Source organism: Lutibacter agarilyticus, assembly GCF_900188235.1.
In the GTDB taxonomy this organism is placed as follows: domain Bacteria; phylum Bacteroidota; class Bacteroidia; order Flavobacteriales; family Flavobacteriaceae; genus Lutibacter; species Lutibacter agarilyticus.
Genome location: NZ_FZNT01000010.1, coordinates 21,943 through 39,264 on the forward strand (window position 1 = coordinate 21,943; position 17,322 = coordinate 39,264).

The 17,322-nt window shown below is 32.8% G+C and carries 9 protein-coding genes; 4 read left to right on the top strand and 5 right to left on the bottom strand.

The window, feature by feature from the left end; genetic code table 11:
* Window positions 1-2: 2 nt before the first annotated feature.
* On the bottom strand, window positions 3-776 hold the full coding sequence (locus tag CHB67_RS14930; protein ID WP_089382599.1) for a hypothetical protein: 774 nt from the start codon (window positions 774-776) through the stop codon (window positions 3-5).
* A 420-nt stretch (window positions 777-1,196) separates the two neighbouring features.
* Here CHB67_RS14930 and CHB67_RS14935 point away from each other — a divergent pair, with 420 nt between their 5' ends.
* From CHB67_RS14935 to CHB67_RS14950, 4 genes are all read left to right on the top strand, one after another.
* Window positions 1,197-2,414, top strand: coding sequence for a hypothetical protein (locus CHB67_RS14935; protein ID WP_141119730.1), 1,218 nt, complete (start codon window positions 1,197-1,199; stop codon window positions 2,412-2,414).
* A 99-nt stretch (window positions 2,415-2,513) separates the two neighbouring features.
* A complete protein-coding gene (locus CHB67_RS14940; protein WP_089382601.1) occupies window positions 2,514-3,173 on the top strand; it encodes a DUF6799 domain-containing protein in 660 nt (219 codons plus the stop codon).
* 214 nt (window positions 3,174-3,387) lie between these two features.
* Window positions 3,388-4,377: a hypothetical protein gene (locus tag CHB67_RS17255; RefSeq protein WP_176461295.1), complete on the top strand. Its 990-nt coding sequence runs from the start codon at window positions 3,388-3,390 to the stop codon at window positions 4,375-4,377.
* Window positions 4,378-4,598: 221 nt separating this feature from the next.
* Window positions 4,599-5,363 carry a hypothetical protein gene (locus tag CHB67_RS14950; RefSeq protein WP_141119731.1) on the top strand — a complete coding sequence of 255 codons (765 nt, stop codon included), beginning with the start codon at window positions 4,599-4,601 and terminating at the stop codon, window positions 5,361-5,363.
* Between the two features lie 106 nt (window positions 5,364-5,469).
* Here CHB67_RS14950 and CHB67_RS14955 read toward each other — a convergent pair whose 3' ends face one another.
* The 4 genes from CHB67_RS14955 to CHB67_RS14970 all read right to left on the bottom strand — a co-directional run bounded on the left by CHB67_RS14955 (window position 5,470) and on the right by CHB67_RS14970 (window position 17,316).
* Complete coding sequence (locus tag CHB67_RS14955; protein ID WP_089382604.1) at window positions 5,470-7,566, bottom strand: hypothetical protein; 2,097 nt, start codon at window positions 7,564-7,566, stop codon at window positions 5,470-5,472.
* Between the two features lie 310 nt (window positions 7,567-7,876).
* The gene (locus CHB67_RS14960; RefSeq protein ID WP_141119732.1) at window positions 7,877-8,215 is read right to left on the bottom strand and encodes a hypothetical protein; all 339 of its coding nucleotides are present in this window, start codon (window positions 8,213-8,215) and stop codon (window positions 7,877-7,879) included.
* A gap of 119 nt (window positions 8,216-8,334) precedes the next feature.
* Window positions 8,335-15,798 (bottom strand): S8 family serine peptidase, encoded by a 7,464-nt coding sequence (locus CHB67_RS14965; RefSeq protein WP_176461297.1) that lies wholly within the window; start codon window positions 15,796-15,798, stop codon window positions 8,335-8,337.
* A gap of 33 nt (window positions 15,799-15,831) precedes the next feature.
* The gene (locus CHB67_RS14970) at window positions 15,832-17,316 is read right to left on the bottom strand and encodes an FISUMP domain-containing protein (protein ID WP_089382607.1); all 1,485 of its coding nucleotides are present in this window, start codon (window positions 17,314-17,316) and stop codon (window positions 15,832-15,834) included.
* Window positions 17,317-17,322 lie beyond the last annotated feature (6 nt).

Sequence of the window (17,322 nt, forward strand, 5' to 3'; positions counted from 1 at the left end):
TGTTATTTTTTAGCTCCAAAATAATAGGCAAGTCCTAAATCAAGTGACAAGATATTTATGTTAAAATCTACATTTTGCCGCACTTTACTTGATTCATCTATATCATTCGTTGTTTTTTCTGTTACATTTAGTTCGTAACCTAACACATTTAATTGTACTTCAAATGCAAAGTTTTCCATGGCAAAAAATGTAATACCAGGACTTATTCCAACTCTAAAATTGTAATTTGTAGCATAGGATTTATTAATTTCATCAATATTTTTAATATCTCTAGTTATGGTAGTGCTTTTTCCAAAAGTTAGCCCAAATTCTGAAAAGAAACTTAAGCGTTCATTAGCTGTAAGAGGAATAGAAGATCTAAAATTTGGCGTAATACCAAAACCTCTAGTAAATGAATTTGATTGTATAGTGTCTGGGTCACTAAAAGTTTCTCCTATAAATTTATCTTGGTAATAATTAAAATTGATGCCAACCATACCATAATCACCGGTATAATAGCCTCCTTTTAAATGAATATTATAATCGATTTTTTCACCATCAATTACCTCTTTTATAAGATAGTCTACATTTTGTAATTTTTTATCCTCTAAAGCAAACGCAAAACCAATATAAATATTATTCTTTTTAAAAGGTTTAAAGTGGTTATTGTAATAGCTTGAGAGTAGTTCATAAGCTGTGTATGTACTATCTTTTTCTTCGGTCAATTTCTGAGCCAAAATTGTGTTGGTAGTAAGTACTAGAAAACTTAGAAGTAAGATAACTTTTATCTTTTTCATATAATAAAAAGGTTTTTATAGCTGTATTGTAAAGTTTTGGCTAAAGTATAAAATAAATATTCATACTTCTACGGATTAAAATGGAAATTTAACATAAGGTGTAATTCAATATTATAAAAATGCATTCGTTCTTTTTTGAGCCTAAAGCACAATTAATATTTATTGACATAAGTTTATACAAATCTTAAAAAAAAATTACATAATCATGAAGGATATTGTTAGTTTGTGTGTGATGTGTTAAATTTTTAGTGATAATCCTCATTTGTATTTTGATAATTCTCATTTCCTTTTTTGAGAGATATCATTTTTTGTTAGCACTTAGATGAGTTACTTTGATATGTAATTAAAACAACTTCACCCACTTTCGCCCTTTTTTCACCCTTATTTTTTTATAGAGTATAAACATTAAAACAAACAATGATGAAAGCAAAAAAAACATTTTTTAGGCTAGTTATACTTTCTCTTGTTCTTATTTTTTCGAACTGTAGTGAGGATGGTATACTAACGGATGATCTAAACTCTGAATTGAGTGAAAAAAATGGAAAAAAAGTAGTAACTACTGATGAAACTACAGGAAACAATTTATCATTCCCAGTAATATGGTCGGATGGAATTTCGAAAGATTTAAGAGGAACCCAAGGAGAGGTTTCTTTAACGGGTACTTGGTGGGGTGTTTGGGGTGAAGACCCAATTGATCCACAAGCACCATTGTATAGTTGTGGACCTTATATAGGGAATGTAAATCCTTGTAATGAGACTGAATTTAAAGCCTATATTCAAAAAGATGAACTTAATCAATGGCAAGCTTCTAATTGGGTAGCAGATGAGCCAGTATACGTTAGCTCAATTGATTGGGGTGATAATTTAGAATCTATTGATTGGAATCTTAAATCGCAGGTACGTGTAGAAACAGTGTTATATAAAGACTTAGATACACAAGTTACCGAATATGCTATGAGACACTGTTTTAGTTGGGGTGAAGATGAAGTTCATGGACTACAAACGGATATGGGTAATGTACCAGTTGAAGGATTGGAAAATCAAGGAATGCAAGCAACTGTGTACACACCTAATGCAAGGTTAACCATTCAAAAATTTGAAGTTGATGATATAGAGGAGATTGAAGGGAAATTGAAATGGAATGCAGCAGAAGGTTGGACAGAATCGGAAGGACATTCAGGAATAATAAATGATGAACCTTTATTTAATATGGTAATTAATGAAGCAAGTGACGGTCCAGGTTTTTACAATGCAGAAGTAAATGTAAAAGGTAAAGTGATTTATGGATATACTTGGAATGTACGTAAAGATAATGAAGAGGATGGTTATTACCGAATTACATTTAGTTTTGATGAAACTGGTGGCCCTATATTAAACACGTTCTTTGATCAGTTTACCGAAATATTATTGGCAGAAGAAGAGGTAGAAATAACAACGTTATCTGATGATTCTGGAGATTCAGGAGAAGGTAATAGAGGTGGAGAAGGTATAATTGATGTAAGCAACAACTTAACCTATATGGATATTTTAATTACGCCTAAAACTACCGGTAACGGTGGTGGAGGTAATGGCGGCGGTGGAAATGGTTCTGGCGGTGGAAGTGGCTCTGGCGGCGGATCAGGTAGTGGACATCATTAATTAAAAAAAATAAGCTCATGCTTCTTTATAAAAGATGGGCTTATTTTTAACGACTCAAATAATTAAAATAATAGTACTAATAATTTAAAATTTTATAATATGAAAAAAGTATCATTTTTTTTAATTCTTATGGTTCTGGGAACTTTAGGATTAGTAGCACAAGACAAAGATCAAATTCAAGATCAGGATAGAGATCGTATCATGCTGGTTGATGGAGATGTTCTTCAAATAAGAGATCGAGATCAAATAAGATTGCATGATAAAATTACGTTGAATGACGGTACAGTTTTAAGTCCAGATGGTGCTTATGTAACAAAAGACCAAATACGGTTGCGTTTAAAAGATGGTTCTTGTTTAGATAATGATGGTATTTATTATAGAAACGAATATCAATACCGCTATAAAGTACAACAAGAAAACAAAGGATTGTCACAAGCTCAAATTCAAGCCAGAAATCAAAATCGCTATATGGTTACAATGATCAATGGTGAAATGTATCAGATTAAAAATCAGTCACAAGAAAAACTTCAAAATCAATTAAGGTTAGGGAACGGAAGTACTGTAAACCCTGATGGTACTTACCAAGAGCGTAATAGAGAACGCACTAGACTTAAAGATGGTGAATGTTTAAATATGGATGGAGAAATGTATAAAAATGCATATACCTATCGAAAAATGAATGTTCAAAAAAACATGAAAATGAATAAAAATATGCCTAAAAAAAGCGTTCAAAAGCAAAGTGGTAAAAAAGGCAGTTAGCAAAAACAAAGAGGGTGCCTAAAAGGTTCTAAAAATCGGTATGCTGAATTGGTCATTGAAGGGAAACATAGTTTGATGTCAGCATCTCATTCTGTAATTTTTAAATCAGTATGAGAAACTAAGATCGAAGATTCAGCGTAGCGAATCAAATTTAGGTTACGAAAAGCGAACTTTTTAGACAACCTCTTTTAATCATAATTTAAAAATGGATCAAATGGAAACTACAAAAATAAAACTCGTAATTATTTGGATTTTCATTTTAGTAGGTGGTAATATATTCAGTCAAAATATTGAAACAAACTCTAAATCAACCAACAATACCAAATCGTACTTTTCATTACTTTTGAATTATAGTAATGACTATGTTTTTATGGGGCGAAAAGATTCAATTACAGCTCCATACTTGTATTTTATAGCTAGATACCAACATAAATCGGGCTTTTATACTAGTGGATCTGTTTCATATCTTACAAAATCTGATGAAGGTAGAGTCGATTTATTTTTGTTAGACGTGGGTTATAATTTTACGGCACAAAATTTCTCAGGAGATTTTTCAGTAACAAAATATTTTTTTAATGAAGAGAGTTATAATGTGCTTTCTGAAGTTGATGTCACTGTTTCAGCAATGGGTAGTTATGATTTTAAAGTTGTTAATTTAATGCTTGCTGCAAGTACTTATTTTGGAGGAAGCAGTAGTGGTACAGATTTCTTTTTGTCTTCAGAAATAAGCCACGACTTTGTAACAAACGATCGAAAATTTCAATTTTCTCCAACTGCAGGAATTTATTTTGGCTCTCAAAATTTTTATGAATCTTATTACATAAATAACCGTTATGGAAATGGAGAACGACCAAAATCAAATGGTTCAGGAAGTGGTTCAGGTACAGGCTCAGGAAGTGGTTCAGGAAGTGGATCTGGCAGCGGCACAAGCAATGGTTCAGGAACAGGTTCTGGAACTATAACTACCTCTGATTCACAAGTAATTTCAGAACTAGTAATTCAGGAAAGTGAAAAATTTAATTTAATGGCTGTTGAGGTTAGTTTGCCAATGTGGTACATTCATAAATCATTTGCAGTTTCATTTATGCCTTCCTTAGTTTTTCCTTTTAACGAAGCAACTATTGTTGTTGATGATACCATTGTTAAAGAGGATTTAAAAGAAACCTTTTACTGGATGCTTGGTTGTAGATATCGATTTAATTAGGCTAACATAATTGTTAGATTACATATTTTAAGAAGTTGTTTGTAAAGACAGCTTCTTTTTGCTTAAAAGCAACCTGTAATTTTATATTGATTTATATAATGTAGCAATATGTATTTTGAAATTAGTTTAATAAGTTTTTTTTGATGTTTTGTAAATTATATATTTGTTAAATATTTAGCATAAGTTTAGTACACTATATGATACATTTTAAACCCAAATTTATGATACGAAAAAAAATAGGTATTATTTTTTTATTTCTTATTACAGTTACATTTACAAAAGCACAACAATTCAATTCTGATAATTATGTGACCATGCCTAAAGGTACAGGAACGTTTGTTGTTAATTATGGAGAAAGAGACGCTTCTTTTTATATGGTTTTTGCATTGTTCAATAATTTTGAATTAAATATACAAACCAACCTGTTTAAAGAAAATGTGTCTAATGCTATTCCAAATCATTTTACTACAAATATTTACGGAAAGTATACTTTTTGGAAAAATAAAAAAGACAATGGAGGAGGTGCTGTTTTTTTAGGTATGGGAAGATCTCCAGGGTATTATACCCAAAATGAATATTCTGAGATGCACCAAAATTATTGGACTGCAGTTCCTGTAACTATACCTATTGGCAATTCAATTTTTTGGGATATCATGCCTGGAGCCTTGGTTGATTTTGGTTTTGAAGAAAATCTTAAAAAAACAACGGCTTGGGGTTTTACTTACAGTTCCAGAGTTGCTATTTATAAAGTAATACCTGAAACAGCCATAGTAGGCGAAATTTATGGAACTGAGGGTAAAGCGTATTCACAACCTGAGTATAAGGCAGGTTTACGTTGGGAACCAAATGCTTGGATTACTCTTGCAGGAACATATGGTGCAGCATTAAATGGTGAAAAAGGTGCTGGTTTTGAATTAGGAATTGTTATATATACACCTCAGTTTTTGAAGAAAGATTTTATTAAAAACAATACCATTACATTTTAAATAAATAAAGTTTTAGAAAATCTAAAACTGAGATACATAAAAAAGCTGTTTAAGTAGTAAATTGATTTACTTCTTAAACAGCTTTTTTTATTGTTGCAAATAGCTTTTAACCTCTTCTCATACCAGTTGAAGCCGGTCTGCTTCTACTTGGAGTTGAAGGTCTAGCTGTAGGTCTTGAAGTTGGCCTAGGAGCAGGACGATAACTAGGAGTGCTTGGTCTAGTACTAGGCCTTGTGTTTGGTGTATAACTAGGTCTAGTGCTTGGCCTTGTTGAGGGTTGCGTACTAGGTCTAGTGCTTGGCCTTGTTGAGGGTTGTGTACTAGGTCTAGTACTTGGCCTTGTTGAAGGTTGTGTACTAGGTCTAGTGCTTGGCCTTGTTGAGGGTTGTGTACTAGGTCTAGTGCTTGGCCTTGTTGAGGGTTGCGTACTAGGTCTAGTGCTTGGCCTTGTTGAAGGTTGTGTACTTGGACGTTGGGCAGGTCTAGTATAATCTTTTATGCCGTCTCTATCTTTATAAATTGGTTGAGAAGGTCTTGGTCTTGGCCTGTTTTCACCGTGATTTGGAGGTCTGTGATTTGGAGGCCTGTGATGTGGTGGTCTATGATAAGGAGGTCTGTAATAAGGTGGTCCCCAATGGTGACGATGATATCCCCAATATGAATGACCATACCAACCATAAGGAGATCCAAATCCAAATCCAAAACTCCAACCGTACCAAGGGCTATATCTTATTGAAAAACCATAAGTATAATGGCGTGGATAGTAAAATCCTCTATACCAAGGGTTGTAATAAAAACCTGTTCCATATACAACTGTTGGGCCATACACATAACTGCCGTAGTAACCTGGCGTGTAACCAACATAAACTACAGTAGGAGAGGTTTCATAAATATAAACATACTTGGTATTGTATTTAGGGTTGTCTGCAGGAATTTTTTCAACTTCAGAAGGTCTTTCATCGGCAACTTGCCAAGGACCATTAGGAGATGAAGATTTAAACCAAACAGCATTATCACATAAATAATAAGTGTTATTATCTTTAAAAACATCACTTTCTGTATTTACGGCATATTGTAATTCTAAATTTTCAATATTTTGAAATTCAGGTGAACCGTTGTAAGTTACTGTTGATGCTTTTGTATCTCTTTTTACAGCAGCTGTTTGTGGTATTTGTGCATCATAGATCGCATTTTTAGCTTCTTTAGTTCCTGCAACACTACTTAAAACTTCAGCTTTTGTGCTATCACTTCCTATATTTTTGAAATCTTCGGGAAGTTTTTCGGAAGCAATATAAGTCCATTTTGCTTTTAAATCTTTGGTTGTAAACCATCTTCCAGATAATAAAATATAATAGGTTTGGTTGGTAATATTCATGAAAATATTACTACCAGTATTTTCAATAAAAAGCAAATTAGTTTTTTGAATTGGAGTAAATTTAGGTTCTCCTTCAAAAACAATCAATTCTGTAGGTGGACTGGCAACGATAACTTTTGGGGCTTCTCCTGTATACTCATCCTCACTATCTTTATCGTTAGTTTGGGCTTTTTTTGCAATTTTTTTAATTTTTGAAGGTACTTTATCAATAGTGGTCCAAGGTCCAATTACTTGTTTAGCAGTATACCAAAATTGGCCACCTTTTAAATAGAAGGTATTTGATTTTAATTTTTTAATAATAAAAGTATCGCTATTTTCAACCAATTCGTAACCTGATTCGGCAGCTTTTAATTTAGGTTCACCATCAATTAAAATTAAAACAGCTGGTTCATTAGAAAAAACAATTGTAGGAGCTTCGTTATTTAATTCAGAGGTATTTACCGTTACTTGCTTTAAACTTTCTATAAACTCATCCAATGGAAATTCAATGTTCCATTTAGGGATTTCATTATTAATTAGAGTTTCAAACGCTTTCTTGTCATTTTCTGAAATTTCTTCGGAAAGTTTTACTTCATCTATTTTTACAGAAGCAAGTGATGCTATTCTTGTAGTCCTGTCAACATCAAGTATTGATGTGGTCCAAAGCATTCCAAAGATTGGCTCATTCCCGTCTTTTTTTATTGCAAAAGCAATGTTAGAAATCAATTTATTATCTAAATAGCTTTCATTTTCAGGATTGTAAAGAGTAATAATATAATCACCAGACTTAATGTCTTTTGGCCAGGTTGAATTTGTTTCTTGTGCACTTACTACTATTGTAGTTAGCATAAAAAACAAAAATCCAATGATTTTTATATTCTTAAAAAAGATCTTCATAATTTTTTAATTTTTTAATTTACAACATGGTATTACATGAATTATGCCAAAGATACTATAAATATAGATTTGATTTAAAATGCCGACACTTGATGTCCTATTTTCGGAATAACAGCTAGGATACGCCTAAATTTATTTAATAAATAAAACCCTGTAAACAAATTTGTTTACAGGGTTTATATAGTTTGGTTATTATTAGTTAAGAATCTATAAAAGAAAATTATTGAATTATTTAAGGATAATTTTTTATTAAAAATCAGTTTTATTCTAAGTCTTTTGAATTAGTTTTTAATAATTGTTCAATTAACGAAACCCAATCTTCAGAATAGTTTAATTTAAATATATTTTCTTTCTTTTTACCTACAATGGTAAGTTTATCCTTCATAGAAAAAATAGGTTTATTAGATTTAACCAACTCAATTTCATCCAAGCCTAAAGAGATATCTTCTCTTGATTTTGCAGAGAAGATTATACGTTTATTGGTAATTGTTAATTCACCTATAATCTTGTTTACACCATCACAATGTTTGGCTTCGGCACTAGTAATTTCAAATTCTTCCTCGTTCAATTCATCAGATGAAATTATATCATGATTCATCATATTTCTCACTATTTTTAAATTCTCCCAAGACATAAATGAAATGTAATTTTGTTATTTAAGTTTTCAATTTTTAAAAAATGTCAGGGTGATTAATTTACCCTGACATTTTTTATAAGGTATTATTTTATAATGATTTTAAAACTTTTATAAGCTTTGTCATTCGCATTTAAAACACAGATGTAAAGTCCTGGTACAAATTTTTCAAAAGACATTGTTTCAACATGTTCACCAACAGCAACGTTGTCTTTACTTGTAGCATATTGCAATTGACCATACGAATTGTATAGTTTAACACTTACATTTGCAGGCTCATCTAACTTGTAATAAATTTTAGCAACATCATTTACAACTGGATTAGGAGCAAAAATTGCTGGGATTTCTAATTCGCCAAACCCAATTCTGTTAAAAACTCCATCTAAAACACCATCTGCAGCCTCAGAATCATCTATTACATTTACGTATACTAAATATATTACAAATCCACCTTCTTTTCCATCATCTGCTCCAAATACCAGTTGGCCAGTTCCTACTTTTAGAGGGTTTAAGTTGATAAAGCTACTACCCAATGCCATATCTACAATATCTGGACTGTAATTACCTGCTAGTACTTGTATTGGATCTCCATCTGGATCTTTAAACATATCAAACGGATCAATAGTTACCGTTTTATTAGAAGCTGCCATATTAAGCGTAATAATCTCGTATTTTGTATTAAATACAGGAGCTCGGTTTTTTTCAAGTACTTCAATTGATATGGTATCCTTCTTTACATTACCTATAGCATCTTTTAATTCCACAGGGATTTTATAATAACCTTCACTTTCATAATCGGTATTTACTGTTACTTGTGCTGTACTTGAACTTGTTTGAGACAATTCATACTCAATACCTTTTATAGTTTCGTCCATAGAAATAGTTATTTCTTCACCTTCAGGATCTTCGAATAAATAATTGAATACTTTAGTTTCTGTTTCAACAATACTTAAAGTATCTTTATAAATATTCGGGTAGAAATTTAATTCTGGACCACCATTTACATTTAAAGTTATTGTAATTTCCTCTTTCTGATTATTAATATCGTTCGAGGTTGCAATAATTTTACCTATATGTTGTCCCTTTCCTGCAATTGCCGGGTCTATGGAAGCATTAATGGCTAAAGATTCTCCCCCTAATAATTCACCTTCATACTTGTCTAAGGTTAACCATTTGTTTTTACCTGATGCGGTTAAAGGTCTGATTTTCCATATTACACGCATACTCTGTACATAATTACCCCACCAATAATAATTATCTTTACCTTGATATACACCTGAAAAACTGTGTTGTAGAATTGATTCATCTTCAGAATTATCAAATCCCATATATTTATTAGTAACAGGATGCGTCATGATGATATAAAAAACTTCTCCTTCCGGTATAAAAAATGGTTTTTCTAAAGGAAAGTAAACCCATTCCTGATCTACATTTTCACTTATAACAAATTGTTGCTCATAAAGTTTTTCCCCATCTTGAGGTAAATCACCACCTTTATAAACCATCACATTAACAATTTCTTCCAATTTATCTAAATAGGTATATGCTCTGATATGCGTTAAACTGAAACCTCCTGCTGGAGCCGTAAAACGATTGGCAAATGCTAGATTAGCTCCTATAGCAAACGGCGTTAATACACCATCACCCACCTCTTTTGTTTCTATAGCTAATGAGTCTATTGTTACCCGTTTCTGAAAATCGTACGTTCCCTCTATTTCTGAAATGTAGGGCTCTGTTGGGGTTGGAGATACCTCAGGCATTGTTGCAGGTGATAATTTATAGAACAATTTTGATTCTCCCTTATTTTCAACATTAAATGCATATACCTCTTTTTGAATACTCGGAAGTGTATACTCCTGATCTTCGGCATCCCAACTAAACACAGGCGAATCTACAATGGTTGCTTCAACAATAGTTTCATTTGTTCCAGTATTACCAGTATAAATTATTTTACCAGCCTGATTTTGGTTTGTCAAAACTGACATTTCTGCAGTTAACGTGAACGTTTCCCAAGGCTTAATAAGTAAACTATTAAGTAAAATACCCGAACTGCTTCTTATAATTTTATTACCCGCATCATCATACAGGTTAAATCCATCTAAGCCTTCAGAAGCTATTTGTGTTAACTCTAAAATATTATAGCCTCCGTTTGTGATTTGAATGGTATTTTGAAGTGTAAGGCTCTCTCTAAAAATTACATCATCCCATTTTATAGTATCGGTAACAGCCATTTTAGGTGAACCTGTTACTTTTATTTCAACTGGAATATCTAAAGTTTTTTGATTATCACTATTCGATACAATACTGATAGTATCTTGGTATGTACCTGGATAATAAATATCTTCTGCAGAAACAGTTAAATTTAAAGCTTCTGATTGTTGAAGAGCAATATTTCCAACCTGTGGCGGTGCAATAATATAGGATGTATTATCTTTTATATTAGCCCAACTGATAATTAGTGACCTAGCTTCATCAAGAAATTCAGTTCCGTCTGGACTTTTTATTCCATACTTTATTAATCCACCAAAAGTTTCAATATTCTTGTAATGAAATTTAATATATCCGTTTGAATTAATTTCTACCTGAAACGTTAAAGCACCAGGGTTTAAACTAGCGTTTTGTGCCGCTAAATCATTCCATTGTACAATAAGTTTATCGTCTTCTAATCTGTAATTTAAACCATCCCCTGTTTCTTGAAGAATTAAATTGGTCCATAATGGAGCTATAATCCCATTAAAATCATCACCAATAATAAAATCAGGCTCTACAGGTTGATTTTTTGGCTCTTTTACAGAAATATAACCATTGGTAGAAATCCAAATAGTATTATAATATTCCCCATAGAATGGAAACTCAAATGGTAAATCTATAGATGTATATTTGTTTACTTCAAGTTCTAATCTCCCCTCATTTATATCTAGTGCGTCCCATTTATGGAAAACTTTTAAAGAATCGCTTAATTCCCAAGCATAACCATAGTCTTCGGTTGCTTTACGACTGTTCTCTCCAATGGCTTTTCCAGTAGTTTCATTAGCTACCGATGTAAAAGTGCTATTTCTAAACACATAGTCAAGTTCTAAAGAATTACTGGTATTCGTAATATAAAAAGGTAGAGAAGTTGTTTCTCCTCCAACTAAGTTAACAGTAATAGGAAGCGGCAAATTGTGCGTGTACTGGGCATCTTCAATACCTTTAGCTCTTAAAACTGCTTGTTGAATAGAACCATCTTCGAAACCAACTGTTATATTCCCAACTAATTCGTTGGAATTTACAGGAGTAAACGTTACTGGTAACATCACATTTGCGGCCCCTTTCAAACGAATTGGGAATAACGATGTATCTATCGAAAATTGTGATAAATTAGTTGACAACGAAGTAACATTAATGGCATCACCTCCTGTATTTTCAACCTTTAAATACTTAGTTTTAGATGTTCCAATAAATACAGGTTCTTTAAAATGTAATGAATCATTAACTTTTACTTCTGGTGTCCCTAATACATTTATAACTAACGGAATTTTACTAAACTTTGAGGCAGTATTATTATACAATACAATAGTATCATTATAAGTCCCTGCTGTTATTCCATAGGCCTTAGGCTCAATGTTTAGATTTACATTATCGGTATTACCACTTAGTATTGTACCGTCTAATTTATTTGTTTCGCCAATCATGGAAACAGAACGATCTGGTGTGAACCTAACAACAAGTCCGTTTGATAATTCAAGGGTATCCCCATAATCTCTAAAAACCAGTTTATCTTCCGTTAATATACCTTGTAAATAAATGGTATAATCTTTATCTGGTGTAACATCATTTACATCTTTGTAACGATACTCGATAGCGCCATCCTTGAACAATACGATCTGAAATTCTACTGTTTGACCATAATGAGCATAGCCCTTTGAAGCGTTTTTCATTAAATTACACTCTAATGATAAAACCGTTCTATCGCCATAAGCATGATAATAAAATCGCGTTACATTTAAAGGTTCTCCCTTGATAATTAAGGGTACTAAAGCTCTGTAATCAAACAATCGAATAGCTCCATATAATTCAACATTTAATGATTCCATGATTTGATTAAAGAACGGAAATTTCATTCCTAAAGGAATAGCATTTCTTAAATTTTCTCTATAAATTACGGTTCCAAAATCTGAAATATCATCCCATAAATTTGCCTCTGGACCATCAATATCTAATGAAGAACTCATCGCATAATTGAACTTCTGATCCATTAAGCCTAAATTCTTATTTGCAATGCTATAATGACTTAGGTCGTAATCTAAAGCTGCTCCGGGACCACTATTTGTTATGGATAACGATACTTGTCTTTTAGAATCATAATTTACTTCGATATTTGAGGATGACAAGCTTAATCCAATGCTTGGACCTTGCTCACTAATTATACGTATTGAAAATGGTAAATTTCCAATGTTTGTATTTAGGGTTACTTTATCATTAATTACACCCTCTACACTTGGCGTATATTTGAAAGGAACTGTAGCTAAATCTGATGGTTTTACAACCAAGGTATCTGCATACACCTCAGTATTTCCGGCAGCTTGAATGGTATATCCATATACTTCAAAATCAGCTAAACCGGTATTTTGTACTTCGAACTCTAGATTGTTTTCAACGTTAGTAAAAGCTTCATACTCATGCAATGCTGTATTATCAACAACAGCTACCTGTCCTTCTACTTTAAGCTTTAATTCAATGTTCACAACCGGTTTATGAATATCATTGGTTAAAATACCAATAGACGCCAAATGATTTCCATTTGTTAAATTATTAGCATCAACCGTAATATCAACATTTTGTTCTGAGGTTTCCTGAATTTCACCATTATTAGGATCTAGAAAAACAAAAGAACCATTTTCACCTGTACTAAATACTCTAAGCATTGGAAAAGCAGGTCTGAATAATAAATCTCTAGCCTGAATATAAGTTCTACCATTATCTCGAGATACAATAAATCGTTCATTATATTCGCCACCACCAAATTGCATAAGCTGTGGATTAAGCATCTCTTTAGGGAAATTAAATACTACCCAAAACGATTCGTTATCTTGAAATTTTTGAGGCTTATAAATTGGTATTCTATAATACTTTAATTCATTAGCCACATCAGGATAGTATTCTTGTTGGTAGACTGTTACCGCTTTAGTCATATCATTTCTAGACCCTTTTCTAATTTCTATAGTTATAGGAAACTCATTAGTTTCAGGCAACAATGCAACTTCAAGATGTGTTAAATTAAAAGAATAATCATAAGGAATATCAAATCGTGTTCCCATGATTAATCCTGCATTGGTATTACCTGAACCGGCTAAGAATGCTGGAGGTGTGCCATTTTCATAAGATAGTCCAGCTATAAATTCTGGGCTATCATTTTCCCAATGTTCATTTGCCAATATTGAACTTCCTGCTAATTCAGCATCCGTTAAATATCTTACAGCTTCAAAGGGAGTTCCTAAATCGGTATTGTCAGTATTTGGATTTGAAAGTGCCGATTTGTAATTTATTTTTGAAGCAGTTGTAGTTTCATCAATACTTCTGAAGTAGGTCTCGTTTGAAATTAAACTTTCCCAATAAATAATACCTTCTGAAATATTTGAAAATGTGATTGGAATATTAGCCAATGCATCATTATTTATATCAATAGTTACATCAATACTTCTTGTAGAAGCCATAAAATGAGGCTCGCTAGAGGTGGTAACAGCAAGAATGTTAGAGGTATCAGAGATGTTTTCAAACTGATCTAATGCTTTTACAGCAAACCAGTACTCGGTTTCTTTAATGAGTCCACCAATATTTAAGTTGAAAGTTTTACCTGATTCAATATTATTTTCAACTAAGAAAAGACCTTGGTTTTCAAAGTTAGTTGCTGTAATAGGTTCTTCACCTATAGCTAAATAATAGTAACTTGGGCTAAAACCGTCTTCATCATCTGGAACAGTCCATGCTAAACGTATTTCATTGTGGAAAGTTTCACTAGCTATTAAATCTGTTATAGGGTTAGGAGGGATTCTATTATCATCAACAAGTGCTCTTGATGCATTTAAAATTCCTTTACCGTATTTACTGTTATGTTGAAATCTTAATGGAGATGCAGAATTCAAAATGATTCTTCTTAAATCATCTGGAGTAAGATTTTCATTTCCACTTTTAGAAATTATCAATGCAGCAACACCTGATACATGAGGGCAAGCCATTGAAGTTCCTTCCATATAACCATATTGGTCTCCTGTAAGGGTACTTAAAATACCACCTTCTTCACCAAAATTTGTTGAATCACCACCTGGAGCAGCAATATCTACCCAGTCACCAAAATTTGTATAAGGAGCAGGTAAGCCCGTTGGTCCGGTTGCAGTAACAGCTACAACTTCATCAAACGCACCTGGATATCTGGTAACTTCAAGTCCGTTGTTTCCTGTTGCAAAGAAAAGTATTCCACCTTTCATAGGGCTTCCAGGATATTGACCTGCTTCTGCAATAAAATATCGAATAGCATCTAATACTTCAGGTTCGTAATAATCTGCTCTATTGTATCCCCAAGAGTTTTGAGAAATTACAGCACCGTTATCGGCCCCGTAAACAATAGCTTCTGCAAAATTAATACCATCGTTTGAACGAGCATCAAACACTTGTGTTGACATTAATTTAACACCATTTCCAGAGCCGTCACCTCCAGCAACACCAGCAACACCAATGCCATTATTTCCTACGGCACCTACAGTTCCGGCAACGTGTGTACCGTGATCTCCTGGAGTAATAGCTCCAGGAACGTTAAAGTTTGTTCCGTAAATATCGTCTATATACCCATTTTGATCATCATCAACACCTTCTTCACCATTTAATTCAGCTTCATTTACCCACATATTATCTTTAAGATCTTCGTGGTTAAAGTCAACACCTTGATCTACAATTGCAATAATAATATCTGAGCTCCCTGTAGTTGTTTCCCAAGCATCAAATAAATCGATGTCTGAACTAAATTCACCAAAGCGTCCATCACTTTCGTAATGCCATTGATCTGTTATATAAGGATCATTTGCTTCAAAAGCTGCTATACTATTTAAATTATTTACTGATTCAGGTTTATAAACAACGGGTTTTTTGTTAGCGTCTATTCTGGTTTTTTTATAAATAGGTTTTATAATTTCTATTTCAGCTAAACCTTCATATTGGTGCATAACTTCTTTCGCCGACTTATTTGTATCAAACTCTACTTCATACCATAAATGAAGTCCATATTTGCGATGCTTAGCCTCAAATTTAGGAGAGAAAGGAAACACTCTTTTTATTTTAGTAATCCCAATTTGGTTACTAACCTTATCTATATTTTGTAGACCAACTTCTTTGGTATCTTTTTTTAGTTCTGTAACCTTTACACTTTTGGCTTGGTTAAGCGACTCTTGCTTAAATTTTAACCTGATTTTACCTTTTACAATATCATCTTCAGGATTGCTTTCAACTTGTGCATTCGAAACACTAAAGTGAAGAATACCCAATATAAGAAGCATGTATATTTTAAATTTTTTCATTTTTTTCATTTTAGAATCACACAATATGAACCATTAATTTTGAATTTCTCTGACATAACGTACAGGTAATGCATAATAACTTTCAAACAACACTGTTGAATCTATAGATTCACCATTAATTGAAGTCGCAATAGCAACAGCAGCACCGTTAAATTCGTTGTAATCGTTTGTCCAGTATAATGCTGTTTTGTCTTGTCCTCTAAATACATTTCTAAAAGCTGGATCACTAAAACTAGAGAACTCTAAATACCCTGGGTAATTGAGGTCAAACCCGGTTTTTCCTCCAGTTGTTAATTTGTCTTTAGCATATAATGTTCCTCCTTGTGAAACAATTAAATTATACATTTCTTCACCTGTAGGTAATCTCCATCCTTCAGGTGCATAATCTGCTGCTGTTAAATAAGTGTAAACACGACCATATTTTTTACGATCATCAGGGGTTTCTAAAGGATAACCCTCTTCAATAACAGCTCTATAAGCGTGTCCATAATACCAAGAACCATTACCAGGATCTGCAGCATAATTGTAGTTTTCAGACATCCACTCCAACCCATTTATTTCAGCAAATTTATAGGTTTGATTGTCTCTACTGTCTTTCCAAACACCCCACTTGCCTCTAAATCTAATGGCTACGCTATCTATTGAAGTGTATTCGTCTAATTCAACCTTCCATTTAAGTGTGTAGGTTGTATCTTCAATTCCTTTTATTAATGAATTAGGGTTGTTTGTATCGTAAATAGTTGCTGAAGATTTATTCTCAACTATTTCCCATACAGCAGTTGCTCCTGCAGGTAAATAAGCTTCTAGAGAAAAGTATTTATCGGTTTCTTCTTTTAGGTTTTTTACATCTAACTGATCTGGTCCTGCATCAGCATTTAACACATCAGTAACAAAAGAAACTTCCGTTGAAACAGCTTTTGAACCATAACTTAATGTCCATTGTAATTTATAGTCAGATTTTTCCTTACCAATAAATTCGGCTTTAAAATTGTCGCTATTTTCAATTCTACCATTGGTTCCGTTCACAATTTCCCATTTACCTGTTGCTCCAAACTTTGGTTCTTCTGCTTTTAGATATGCAGATACATTATTTGTTAGGGTGTCAATAGTAGAGGTAGGTGCTATAATAACCGGATTTAGAGGCACAAAAGATACCGTGATACTAGCTGCCCCATAATCATTCCCATTGCCAATTTCCCAACCTAAAGTGTAAGATTCTCCAGGCTCACCATAGAATTTAGACTTTGGATCATTAACATTTTCAAAAGAACCATTTTCTCCATTATAAATACGCCAAGTACCAGTAAGTGGCTCTTTAACGGGTACAGCATTTAACTGTACAACATATCCATCATTCTCTATATCTATAAAGCTAGGGCCAGCATTTGGAAATAATTGCAAAGGCTCGTCGTCATCTTTAGAACAGGCATTTATAAGAAATACTATAGTTAGAAGTAATATACTCCAACTTAGTATTTCTTTAGTGTTTTTAAATTTTATTACTATATTTTTTAGCATCTTCTA